Source organism: Halomonas sp. AOP43-A1-21, assembly GCF_052376775.1.
GTDB classification, from domain to species: Bacteria; Pseudomonadota; Gammaproteobacteria; order Pseudomonadales; family Halomonadaceae; genus Vreelandella; species Vreelandella colorata.
The window spans coordinates 1-12184 of sequence record NZ_JBQSWC010000031.1 but is presented as its reverse complement, the minus strand read 5'-3'; the positions used below and the strand labels follow the sequence as shown (position 1 = coordinate 12184).

8 protein-coding genes are annotated in these 12184 nt (G+C 55.3%); 5 read left to right on the top strand and 3 right to left on the bottom strand.

The features are described 5' to 3' along the window. Positions 1-32: 32 nt before the first annotated feature. Positions 33-938, bottom strand: coding sequence for a polyprenyl synthetase family protein (locus ACT3R7_RS15905; protein ID WP_193091560.1), 906 nt, complete (start codon positions 936-938; stop codon positions 33-35). A gap of 333 nt (positions 939-1271) precedes the next feature. Further along, entirely contained in the window at positions 1272-2738 is a 1467-nt protein-coding gene (mltF, locus tag ACT3R7_RS15900; RefSeq protein ID WP_193091559.1) for a membrane-bound lytic murein transglycosylase MltF, read from the bottom strand. Positions 2739-2921: 183 nt separating this feature from the next. Between mltF and purL the strand changes: the two genes are divergently transcribed. Then, positions 2922-6857, top strand: a complete 3936-nt coding sequence (gene purL / locus ACT3R7_RS15895) for a phosphoribosylformylglycinamidine synthase (RefSeq protein ID WP_193091558.1) — start codon at positions 2922-2924, stop codon at positions 6855-6857. Positions 6858-6989: 132 nt separating this feature from the next. Here purL and ACT3R7_RS15890 read toward each other — a convergent pair whose 3' ends face one another. Continuing rightward, positions 6990-7211, bottom strand: a complete 222-nt coding sequence (locus tag ACT3R7_RS15890; RefSeq protein WP_193091557.1) for a hypothetical protein — start codon at positions 7209-7211, stop codon at positions 6990-6992. A 137-nt stretch (positions 7212-7348) separates the two neighbouring features. Between ACT3R7_RS15890 and ACT3R7_RS15885 the strand changes: the two genes are divergently transcribed. The 4 genes from ACT3R7_RS15885 to rluB all read left to right on the top strand — a co-directional run bounded on the left by ACT3R7_RS15885 (position 7349) and on the right by rluB (position 11814). After that, positions 7349-9109, top strand: a complete 1761-nt coding sequence (locus ACT3R7_RS15885; RefSeq protein WP_192538535.1) for a DNA repair helicase RadD — start codon at positions 7349-7351, stop codon at positions 9107-9109. Between the two features lie 104 nt (positions 9110-9213). Next, positions 9214-10152: a segregation and condensation protein A gene (locus ACT3R7_RS15880; protein WP_318782765.1), complete on the top strand. Its 939-nt coding sequence runs from the start codon at positions 9214-9216 to the stop codon at positions 10150-10152. Further along, positions 10149-10961, top strand: coding sequence for an SMC-Scp complex subunit ScpB (scpB, locus tag ACT3R7_RS15875; RefSeq protein ID WP_193091556.1), 813 nt, complete (start codon positions 10149-10151; stop codon positions 10959-10961). The genes ACT3R7_RS15880 and scpB overlap by 4 nt, the downstream gene beginning before the upstream one ends. Next, the gene (rluB, locus tag ACT3R7_RS15870; protein ID WP_192538538.1) at positions 10948-11814 is read left to right on the top strand and encodes a 23S rRNA pseudouridine(2605) synthase RluB; all 867 of its coding nucleotides are present in this window, start codon (positions 10948-10950) and stop codon (positions 11812-11814) included. The genes scpB and rluB overlap by 14 nt, the downstream gene beginning before the upstream one ends. Positions 11815-12184 lie beyond the last annotated feature (370 nt).

The window sequence follows — 12184 nt, the reverse complement described above, 5'->3', positions numbered from 1 at the left end:
CAGCCCTGCGCGGAGAAACGGCTGACGGTGCGTCAGTTAAACATGGCCAACTGCTTATCGAACCAGGTGTGCATGAAGCGCCGGGTCGCCGCCCCCTGCGCGCAAGCAGATGACAAATGCTCATCAGCGCTATGCAGGTGCTCCTGAAGGCGTTGACGCACGGCTTGAGTGCCTAGCATGGCTACCAGCGTTGATTTACCGCTGTCTTTATTAATGTCCTTGCCGGTACCGCTCAGGCCATCGCAAAGGTCATCCAGCAGTTGAAAAGCCTGCCCCAGGTCCTGAGCAAAGCAGCGCAGCGAATGGCGTACCTCGGGCGTGGTACCTGCGGCAATGGCGGCCATTTGCAGCGTGGCATCAAACAGCACGCCGGTTTTAAGCGTGTTGGTCGTGAGTATGGCCTCGGCGCTGCGGGCGCTACCGCCTTCGCTTAAGTCGCGAAACTGACCCTGAACCAGCCCCGGTAAACCGGCAGCAGTGGAAAGCTCTGCCACCGCCTGCGTCTTGCAGGTATCCGATAAGCCGTCTGCCGTTGCCACCACGCCAAAGGCCCGGCTGAGAAGCGCTACGGCGGCAAGGATCGCGACATTTTCGCCGAACTGGCGGTGAATGGTGGGCCTACCTCGGCGCAAAAGCGCGTTATCCATTGAGGGAATGTCGTCAAGGATCAGCGATGCGGCGTGGATCATTTCCACGGCACATGCCAGATCCAGAAGGCCTGGCTTATCTGGCTCGCAGCCTAGGTCCTGTGCTGCAAGCATGAGTAGAAGAGGGCGAATACGTTTGCCGGGTGCCAGGGTGCCTTCGCGCATCGCCTCGCAAACCAGATCGTGTTCATGGCTTTCAGGCAGCAGTTGCGCCAGGCGATTTTGAAGCGCTTCGCGCAGAGCCTGCACTTCGTTCTCATAGCTTGAAAATGTATCGACGTTGGCGTTCATCAAAGCGATCCCTGGTTTCCCATTATGACAATATATGGCAGCTATTGAGCGCGCATGGCGATGATGTAAGCCAACCTGTTCTGTTGACGGCGAGCTGCCTGGGGCGGCGAACGTTTTTACTTGTATGTCTGCAAAGCGTAATTCAAACGGCGTAAATTTCCTTTTTTATGCCCTCCAAGACCACAATTTATATCTGAAAACAGTGATATGAGTATCGTGCACCAAGCATGCCGATACCATTGTGTATTGTACAACAATGGTTATTTGCATAACCATTGTCAATGTTAGGGCGTTAATCATCAGCAGCGTTAGCCGTAAAGCGCTTTAAGAAGATTAGGGGGTGAGCGGGGGAATCAGTTCAAAAGGCAGCTGGGAGGGATCTTCAATGCCTGCCTGCTCTAATTGAAAAAACTGCTGACGGCTGCGCTCTACGTACTCGATCATTTCGTAATAGCGACGAATATTGCGCACGTAAATGACCGGTTCGCCGCCGCGTGCGTAACCATGGCGCGTTTGGCTGTACCACTCCTGATGCTGTAATAGCGGCAGCGTCTCGCGTACATCGTTCCACAGGTTGGGATCTTTTCCGCGTACTTCTGTCAGTTTGCGCGCATCGTAAAGATGGCCAAGGCCAATATTGTAGGCCGCCATGGCCATGTACATGCGGTCATTACCGGTAATGCTTTCAGGCAGCCGGTCTTTAAGACTACGCAGGTAGCGGGCGCCACCATCAATGCTTTGCGCCGCGTCGCGCCGATTAGCCACACCCATTTCGCTCGCGGTCGGGTGGGTCAGCATCATCAGCCCGCGTACACCGGTGGGGGAAACCGCATCGGCGTCCCAATGAGACTCCTGATAGCCCACCGCGGCCAGCAGCTTCCAGTCAAATCCGGTTGTGGCGGCGGCCTGCTTAAACAGGTCGGTAAACTGGGGTAGGCGCGCGTCAAGGTGGCCCAGGAAGGTACGCGTGCCGACATACTCCAGGTAGTCGTCATGGCCAAAGTAGCGGTTCACCAGATGGTTGAGCGTGCCGTTTTCCTGCAGTTTTTGCAGGAAATCATTGGCGGCCTCCAGCAACCCTAAGCCACGACCCCTAGGTACGGCCCAGACCATGGAAAGCGGATCGCCGAGTAAAAAGCCCCGCTCAACGTTAGGGAAAAAGAGGCGATTAAGCCGAAACTGATGATCAAAAATAACCGCTGCATCCAGCATGCCGCTTTCAACCTGAGCGAGCAGCTCAGCCACTTCCAGCTCGTGAGACTCCTTCCAGCTTAAATCAGCATACTCACGTTGGAGTTCGCGCAGAGCTTCGCTGGTACCCGCTTGGCTCAACGTACCCAGCTCAAGGCCCACCAGGTCGCCGGGCTCCTGTATACCGTGCAAGCCCCGTCGGTAGACAACCAGCGGCTGCATTTGAATAATCGGACGCGTGTAATATACCTCTGATGTATTGGGGAGAAGAGGCAGCGCCGCTGCGCCAAGGTCGCCATGATCACGTACCGCTGACAAAACGCTCTCAGCATGATGCTTGGCATTGAGGTTGAGGCTCACGCCTAAATATTCGGCGAACTGGTGCATCAGCTCGTACTCAAAGCCGGTTGGCCCCTGACGGCCTTCATAATAGGTCGTGGGGGTGTTGCGCGTATGGGCCGTAATAAAATCTTTGGCTTGAATCTGCGTTAAATGTTCACCTGTCGGTACCTTGGGTATGGTCGGTGCCAATATCAGTAAGACGATGATGCTTAAGGTAAAATACAGGCGAAAACGCGCAATGAAATGTTGGTAGATCAATGTCGGCATGGAGTCTTGTCGGCATGAAACAGGCTGCCACGATACCCAGCCAGGATCATGCTGTCACCTTGTTGATTTCGTGTGGCCGCCGCTTTCCAGTATCATAGTGGCTAATTAGTGTCATTTAAGGGGGCCGCGTTGCGGCCTGCTATTTCCCTGCACGAATTTTCTCTGCTCTAGAGGCTTCAGGATATGCTCGAACTGCGAGGCGCGCCCGCCCTTTCTGCCTTCCGTCATACACGGCTGTTAACGATGCTGCGTGAACGTGTTCCCGAGGTGGAGGCACTGTCTGCCCACTATGTTCATTTTATCGATCACCATGAAGAACTCAGTGACGCCTCCCAAGAGCGTCTGACACAGCTGTTGGATTACGGTACGCATACCAGCACTGAGGCACCTACCCAGAGCGAGCGTTTTCTGGTGGTGCCGCGTTTAGGTACTCAGTCACCCTGGTCATCGAAAGCGACCGATATCGCGCATAACTGCGGGCTGTCAGAAATTCGGCGTATAGAGCGTGGAATTGATTACCGGGTAGGGTTTAGCGCTTCGCCCAGTGACGAGAGTCTAGCGGTCCTGGCGGCGTTATTGCACGACCGCATGACGGAGACGGTGCTTGATGACGCGTCTGATGCGGCAAGATTGTTTGCCCATCACGCGCCGGCGCCGCTGGGCAGTGTGGATATCCTGAACAGTGGCCGTGATGCACTGGTGACCGCTAACCGCGAGTTGGGTCTGGCGCTGGCCGACGATGAAGTTGATTACTTGGTAGATGCCTTCAACGAACTTCAGCGGAACCCCACTGACGTTGAGCTGATGATGTTTGCGCAGGCGAACTCAGAGCACTGCCGACATAAAATTTTCAACGCCGACTGGGTGATTGACGGCGAGCCGCAGTCCCACTCGCTGTTTAAAATGATCAAGAACACCTTTGCAACCTCCCCTGACAACGTCTTATCGGCGTACAGCGATAATGCGGCGGTTATCAAAGGCAGTCAGGCAGGGCGCTTTTATGCGACGCCGCTGACCGGTGCTGAGGGTGAGCGCGCGCTATATGGCACCCATCAAGAGCCGATCCACATCTTGATGAAGGTGGAAACGCATAATCACCCCACCGCGATTGCGCCGTTCCCGGGTGCCGCGACTGGTTCTGGTGGTGAAATTCGTGATGAGGGTGCTACCGGTATCGGCGGCAAACCGAAAGCGGGGCTTTCGGGCTTTACCGTTTCCAACCTGCGAATTCCTGAGTTCGTGCAGCCGTGGGAAGCGTTTGATTACGGCAAGCCCGAGCGCATGCAGTCAGCCCTTGCCATCATGCTTGAAGGCCCGATTGGCGGCGCCGCGTTTAATAATGAATTTGGTCGCCCTAACCTCAACGGCTACTTCCGCACCTATGAGCAGGATACGCTTAACGAAGGCGGTATTGAGCGGCGCGGTTTCCATAAGCCGATCATGCTGGCCGGTGGTTACGGCAATATTCGCGCTCAGCACGTTCAAAAGGGCGATATCCCGGTGGGCGGCAAGCTGATCGTGATGGGCGGGCCGGCGATGTTGATCGGTCTGGGCGGTGGGGCGGCTTCCAGCATGTCTTCCGGCACTTCAAGCGCTGATCTGGATTTTGCCTCGGTGCAGCGTGAAAACCCCGAAATCGAGCGGCGTGCTCAGGAAGTCATCGACCGCTGCTGGTCGCTGGGCGATAAAAATCCGATTCGCTTTATTCACGACGTCGGTGCAGGCGGGCTTTCCAACGCGCTGCCTGAACTGGTCAAAGACGGTAACCGCGGTGGGCTTTTTGATTTACGCGCCGTGCCCAACGCCGAGCCGGGCATGAGCCCGCTGGAAATCTGGTGTAACGAAGCCCAGGAGCGTTACGTACTGGCCGTTGCGCCGGAAGACCTGGATACGTTTGATGCGCTGTGCAAGCGCGAGCGCTGCCCCTATGCCGTCGTGGGAGAAGCCCAGGCCGATCACCATTTGGAAGTGCGCGATGGCCATTTCCAAAGCAAGCCGATTGATCTGCCGATGAGCGTGCTGTTCGGTAAAGCGCCGAAAATGCAGCGCAGCTTTGAGCGTCACTCGCCCGAGCTTTCCGGCGTCATGCTGGATAACCTGGACCTTCGCGAAGCGCTGGACCGCGTTTTGCGTCTGCCCGCCGTGGCATCCAAAAGCTTCTTGATTACCATTGGCGACCGCTCGATTACAGGCCAGGTGGCCCGTGACCAGATGGTGGGCCCTTGGCAGGTGCCGGTTGCTGATGTAGCGGTGACCACTGCAAGTTATGACACGCATGCCGGTGAAGCGATGGCCATGGGTGAGCGCCCGCCGGTTGCCTTGATTAACCCCGCGGCCAGCGCACGCCTGGCAGTGGCCGAGGCGATTACCAACCTTGCGGCCGCGCCGATTGCCAAGCTGGGAGATATCAAGCTTTCCGCCAACTGGATGAGCGCTGCCGATCACCCCGGTGAGAACCAAGCGCTTTATGACGCGGTTCACGCCGTAGGGATGGAGCTTTGCCCGGCGCTGGGCATCGCGGTGCCGGTGGGCAAAGACTCCATGTCGATGCGTACCTCCTGGCAGGATGAGAATGATCAGGGAGAGCGCGAAGACAAGAGCATCACGTCGCCGCTGTCGGTGGTGATTACCGGGTTTGCCCCGGTTACCGACGCGTTGGGCACGCTGACGCCGCAGATCAACCTTGATCAAGATGAATCAGACCTGATCCTGATCGATCTGGGCAACGGCCAGAATCGCTTGGGGGGGGCTGCGCTGGCGCAGGTATACGGCCAGGTGGGCAACACCTGTCCGGACGTGGACGATCCAGAAGATATCAAAGCCTTCTTTGAGGTTATCCAAGGGCTTAACCGTGACGGCAAGCTGCTGGCGTATCATGACCGTAGCGATGGCGGTCTGATTGTCACGCTGCTGGAGATGGCTTTTGCCGCGCACGCTGGTCTTGAAATTAAGCTCGACTGGATGATTGATGAGCCGGTTGAGGCGCTTAACGCGCTGTTCTCTGAAGAGCTTGGTGCGGTGATTCAGGTTAACCGCAAGCACACCGAAGAAGTGTTGACCCAGTTTGCCGTTGCCGGCATTGAAACGTGCGGTGTCATTGCTCGTCCGCGTTACGATGATCAGGTGCGGGTAACGCTGTTTGAAGAGCCGCTGTTAGAAACGACGCGCCAACTGACTCAGCGCACCTGGTCGGAAACCAGCTACCGTCTGCAGGCGCTGCGCGATAACCCTGAGTGCGCTAAAAACGAGTTCGATAATCTGCTCGATACGCGTGATCCTGGCCTTTTCGCTACGCCGACGTTCGATATCAATGAAGATATCAGCGCGCCGTTTATCAACATGGCTAAACCCGCTGTGGCGGTACTGCGCGAGCAGGGGGTTAACGGTCAGGTCGAGATGGGCTGGGCGTTTGATAAAGCAGGCTTTGACGCCGTAGATGTTCACATGAGTGACATCCTGGAAGGTCGCGTTTCCCTGGATGAGTTTAAAGGGCTGGTGGCGTGTGGCGGCTTCTCTTACGGCGATGTGTTGGGTGCTGGTGGCGGCTGGGCTAAATCGGTGCTGTTCAACGAACGCGCACGCGATCAGTTTGAGGCTTTCTTTACTCGCGATGACAGTTTCTCGCTGGGCGTGTGTAATGGTTGCCAGATGCTGTCGCAGCTGAAATCTCTGATCCCCGGTGCCGAAAACTGGCCAAGCTTCATGCGTAACGAGTCAGAGCAGTTTGAAGCACGGGTAGCTATGCTGCGCGTTGAGAAAACGCCGTCGATTCTGCTGGCCGGTATGGAAGGCTCTCAATTGCCTATTGCCGTTGCCCACGGTGAAGGCCGCGCTGAGTTCCGCGATACGGCGCATCTGCGCAGCATGCAGTCCAGCAGTCAGATTGCCCTGCGCTATATCGATAACTACGGCCAGGTGACCACGCGTTACCCGGCTAACCCCAACGGCTCGCCTTCGGGCATCACCGGGCTAACCACACCGGATGGTCGCGTCACTATCATGATGCCCCACCCGGAGCGTGTTACCCGCGCGGTAACCAACTCCTGGCGCCCGGCAGAGTGGACTGAAGATGGTGCGTGGCTACGTATGTTCCGCAATGCGCGTGTCTGGGTCGGTTAATCCCCGATAACGTGTAAGCCATTAACAACGCATAACGGCGGCCCTTGGGCCGCCGTTATGGCTAACGCTACTCTTAAACTGTTCTCAACTGCTCTTCATTTCCTGAAATGTATAGTGGCAGTGTCTGGCGTACTATTGGCCAGATGCCGTTTGAGTATTTGTAGGCGTGTTAAGACGTAGCTCAAGCGTTTCAAGCTCATGGCGATAACGCTCAATCAAGAACGCGTAGCGACCAAAGTCATGTCCACAGTCCATGCAGTACACATGACTTTTATCGCGACGTGTAGCGGGAAGGCGTTTTAAGCGGCTGTTACATTCTGGACATTCAGAACGGAAATGATCATTCGCTTTCATAAGGATTCCTCCGTTAGGGGATACGCCATCGTCGTGACAATAAAGATGGCTATTAATAAGTGTGTTAACAGCTTTGATGGGTAATAAACCAAATAGTTCTGTAGCCTGCTAATTAATTTTCTGGCCATTGGAGTCGCATGCCGCCACCTGCTTTACGCCCATACCAAACAGATGCGGTTAAACGTGTCGTTACGCATTTTCGCGCGTCTAGCGAACCCGCGGTGGTGGTGTTGCCCACGGGAAGTGGAAAATCGCTGGTCATTGCTGAGCTTGCCCGGTTGGCGAGAGGCCGCGTATTGGTACTGGCGCATGTACGCGAACTGGTGGAGCAGAATCATGCCAAGTATCAGGCCTATGGTCTAAAGGCCGATATCTTCAGCGCGGGGTTGAAGCGCAAGGAAGCGTCGCGCCAGGTGGTTTTTGGCTCGGTGCAATCGGTCGTGCGTAACCTTGAGTCGTTCAATGACGAAGGCTTCACTCTGCTAGTGATTGACGAGTGCCACCGCGTATCGCTTGATAAAGACGCCAGCTACCGTCAGGTGATTGATCACCTACGGGCACAAAACGTTAATCTGAAAGTGCTAGGGCTGACCGCGACGCCTTACCGGCTGGGCCAGGGATTTATCTACCACCGTCATTACCACGGCATGGTACGCGGCAGTGACGCGAGCTTTTTTCGTGACTGCGTGTTCGAACAGCCGCTGCGCTTGATGGTAAAGCAAGGCTATCTTGCCGAACCCAAACGTCTAGATATGGCGATCGAAGGGTATGATTTTTCAATGCTAGCGCCTGCTGAAAATGGCTATTATCGCGAAGCAGAGCTAAATCGAGTCGTGGCAGGCAATCGCGCCACGCCCATGATTATCAGCCAGATTGTTGAGCGTGCCGCTGAGCGGCATGGGGTGATGATATTTGCAGCAACCGTCGCTCACGCTGAAGAAATCATGGGATATTTACCTGCCGATCAGGCGGCGCTGATTACCGGGGCTACGCCGTCGGCAGAGCGTACCCAGCTGATTAATGCCTTTAAGGCGCGCGAGCTTAAATACTTAGTCAATGTCTCGGTGCTGACCACCGGCTTTGATGCGCCGCATGTGGATTTGATTGCAATGCTCCGGCCGACGGAATCAGTAAGCCTGTATCAACAGATTGCTGGCCGCGGGCTTCGGCTTTCGCCGGGTAAACAGGATTGTCTGATTTTGGATTACGCGGGTAACCCCTGGGATCTTTACGCGCCGGAAGTAGGCGAGCCGAAACCGGCGGGGGATAACGAGCCGGTGCAGGTGGAATGCCCGGCCTGCGGCCACGCTAATCTGTTTTGGGGCAAGCGCGACGGTGAGCTGGTTATCGAGCATTTTGGTCGCCGCTGCCAGGGGCTGCTGGAGGATGAGAAAGGCAAGCAGCATCAATGTGACTTTCGCTTTCGCTTCAAGGTTTGCGATAACTGTGGCGCTGAGAATGATATTGCGGCACGCCGCTGCCACGGCTGCGAGCAGCTATTGGTGGATGCCGATGACAAGCTTAAAGACGCACTCAGATTAAAAGATGCCCGGGTATTACGGGTAAGCGGAATGCAGCTGGAGTCAGCCATCAATGGGCGGGGTTTACCACGCCTAAAAGTGACTTATCACGATGAAGATGGCACAACGCTTTCCGAGTGGTTTGCCCTGGAAACCCCCGCCCAACGGCGTGCCTTTTATGCTGTTTTTTTGCGTCGGCATTTGCGCGCTCCGGGTACGCCCTGGCATCCCATTAAGCCAGAAGACGTTATCAGCGAGCAGCGCCGCTTGCGCCCTCCAGACTTTGTGGTCGGACGTAAGGTAGGCCGACATTTTCAGATTCGCGACAAGCTCTTCGACTATGAAGGACGCTATCGTAAAGCCACCGAAGCAGGCTAACGCACCGCGCATCAGGCGCAACGTCAAGTGCCGACTTTGTTACACTGCCTGCCAACGCCCCCTGACCAAGAGATGTCTACTGCGTGAGTGAGATACACAACACTATCGCTGATCCTGAGTATACGGCTACCCTCGAGGCAGAACCCGTCGTGGAGGCGCTCGGGCGGCTATTTGACGAGCCTATTACCCAACTGCCGGAAGACTTATACATTCCCCCAGAGGCCCTGCGTGTTTTCCTGGAGACATTCGAAGGGCCTTTGGATCTCTTGCTTTACCTTATTCGTCGGCAAAATTTAGATATCTTAACTATCAACGTGGCCGCTATTACGCACCAGTACATTGAGTATGTAGAGCTGATGAAAGCCATGGAGATCGAACTTGCCGGTGAGTATCTGCTGATGGCCGCTATGCTGGCGGAAATTAAATCCCGCACGTTGCTTCCCCGTCCTCCTAAAGCTGAGGGTGACGACGAAGAAGATCCGCGTGCAGAGCTGATTCGACGGCTGCAGGAGTATGAGCGCTTAAAAACCGCGGCGGAAACATTGGATACGCTGCCCCGCATGGGGCGCGACTGGTTTAGCGTGCAGGCAGGCCTGCCGCCGCTTGAGACCCGAATGATTCATCCTGACGTTGAGCTGGATGAACTTTTGGATGCTCTGTCCGATATCCTCAAACGCGCGGAGCTGGTTAAAGCCCACCAAATCAGTCGTGAAGTGCTGTCTACCCGTGAGCGCATGCTTAAAATTATGGAGCAGCTGACAGAAGAGCATTACACCCCTTTTGAAGCGCTGTTTGCCTTGGAAGAAGGGCGGGCAGGGGTGGTGGTTACCTTTATGGCGATTCTAGAACTGGCAAAAGAAGCAATGATTGAAATTGTTCAAAACGCGCCCTTATCGCCGATTCATGTTCGTGCACGCAGCGGCACGCAGGCGGATGAAGAATCTGCTTTCGAAGAAACCGTGAATGATAGTCATGAGTCTGGAGAGATCGGCAGCGATTCCTTTGAAGAGCCCGCTTTTGAGCCTGATGAGGAGTCGCCATGAGGGATACCACCTTAGACGATATTATTGAAGCCGCACTGCTCGCGGCTGGCGAGCCTTTGCCAGTAGAGCGGCTTGAAACACTGTTCCTTGATGACGAATGCCCGGCAAGGCGAGAGTTGCGTGACGCACTAGCGCGTCTTGGTGATCGACACAAAGAAGGCGCGTTGGAGCTGGTCGAAACGGCGTCTGGGTTCCAACTGCGTATCCGGCCGCGCCTGTCTCACTGGGTTTCGCGGTTATGGGATGAGCGTCCCCAGCGCTATTCGCGTGCGCTGCTTGAAACGCTGGCATTGATTGCCTACCGACAGCCCGTTACTCGTGGTGATATAGAAGAAGTACGCGGGGTGAGTGTGAGTAGCTCAATCATGCGTACCTTGATGGAGCGCGGCTGGATTCGGGTTGTTGGACACAGGGATGTACCGGGGCGGCCTGCCGTCTATGCCACCACGCGAAGTTTTCTGGACGATTTCGGCCTGAAAACTCTCGATGCGCTGCCTCCCATGCATGAATTAGCCAACTGGGAGGACAATGACGAGTCTGATTCACCTACACTACAAAATGCGCTACCTCAAATTGATGCTGATGAGACAGCCGAGCCTGAAGAAAAACTGGACGAGGCGCCTGAAAGCGTGCAGGATGCGCCACCCAAGACGGCTGAGAGAGCCGACGACCACGCCGAGACGGCGTTAAACCAGCCGCTAAGTTTTGCTGATTTAGAAGCACGGCTTGCGGCACGTGCGCAGCGCTCCAGTGATGACAGTGCGCGCACGCAGACCAATGAGATGAGGTCAGACGATGACTCAGAGTAACAACACTCCCCCGGTTAGCGAAAAACTCCAGAAAGTGCTTGCCCGAGCTGGCTTAGGCTCACGGCGTGAAATGGAAACCGCGATTTCTGATGGCCGAGTAAAGGTCAACAGTCAGGTAGCCAAGCTGGGTGACCGCGTTGAAAACCGCGATAAGGTAAGTTTTGATGATCGCCCTGTCACGCTGAGACCCGAGAACGAAGCACCGCGTCGCGTCATTATGTACAACAAGCCAGAAGGTGAGTTGTGCACCCGCAAAGACCCAGAAGGCCGCCGTACGGTATTTGAGCGGTTGCCTCGCTTGAAGGGTGAGCGCTGGATAGCGATCGGCCGGCTTGATATCAACACCAGTGGCTTGCTGCTTTTCACAACGGATGGCGAGCTTGCCAATCGGTTAATGCATCCCTCTACCCAGGTTGAACGCGAATATGCGGTTCGCGTAATGGGCGAGGTGAAGCGCGAGCACATCGTGGCGATGGTCGATGGCGTTATGCTGGAAGACGGCCCCGCACGCTTTACCGATGTGCAGGAATTTGGCGGTGAAGGCATCAACACCTGGTTCCACGTCGTCATTCTTGAGGGTCGTAACCGGGAAGTACGCCGCTTATGGGAATCTCAAGAGCTTACCGTGAGCCGCCTGAAGCGTGTTCGCTACGGTAATATCTTTATCGATAAGCGCGCTAAAGCAGGCGAGTGGGTCGAGCTTTCGCAAGACGAAGTCGATGATCTCGCCACGCTCGCCAACCTTGAAGCACGCAAGGTGCCTGAGCTTACACCTGATGAAAAGAACCGCTGGAGCCGCGATAAGAACAAGCGCCGCCCAGTACAGACGATGCGTAAACCCAAGCGTCGTTAATTGCCTGCCTATTTATTAGCTAACGTTGTCAACATCGCCAGAATGAACAGTGCTCGTCATCAATCTATCAGATTGATGACGAGCTAGCGGATTGTCATAAATACTCTTCCTTGTGCACCAAGCACCAAGCACCAAGCACCAAGCACCAAGCCTTACCGCCTCAATTATGCTCCCTGCCAGCGTACTTTTATCTTCCCCATCCATTACAAACTGCGCTGCTTGGATTACTCAGCTCACAACCTGCTGTCAGCTAGGCAACAGTTTGCTAAGTACGGTTTTGTAGAAGCTTACGCCATTCGATTTTTCTAAATAAGACATGCCTAAAAGCTGTCATCTTTCTGATGACATATAGATATCTTATATCGCTTAG

Excerpts from the sequence above, each read along its gene's own strand:
- mltF (WP_193091559.1), bottom strand. The coding sequence starts at position 2,738 with ATGCCGACATTGATCTACCAACATTTCATTGCGCGTTTTCGCCTGTAT.
- scpB (WP_193091556.1), top strand. The coding sequence starts at position 10,149 with ATGAGGGATACCACCTTAGACGATATTATTGAAGCCGCACTGCTCGCG.
- ACT3R7_RS15885 (WP_192538535.1), top strand. The coding sequence starts at position 7,349 with ATGCCGCCACCTGCTTTACGCCCATACCAAACAGATGCGGTTAAACGT.
- ACT3R7_RS15905 (WP_193091560.1), bottom strand. The coding sequence starts at position 938 with ATGAACGCCAACGTCGATACATTTTCAAGCTATGAGAACGAAGTGCAG.
- ACT3R7_RS15890 (WP_193091557.1), bottom strand. The coding sequence starts at position 7,211 with ATGAAAGCGAATGATCATTTCCGTTCTGAATGTCCAGAATGTAACAGC.
- rluB (WP_192538538.1), top strand. The coding sequence starts at position 10,948 with ATGACTCAGAGTAACAACACTCCCCCGGTTAGCGAAAAACTCCAGAAA.
- purL (WP_193091558.1), top strand. The coding sequence starts at position 2,922 with ATGCTCGAACTGCGAGGCGCGCCCGCCCTTTCTGCCTTCCGTCATACA.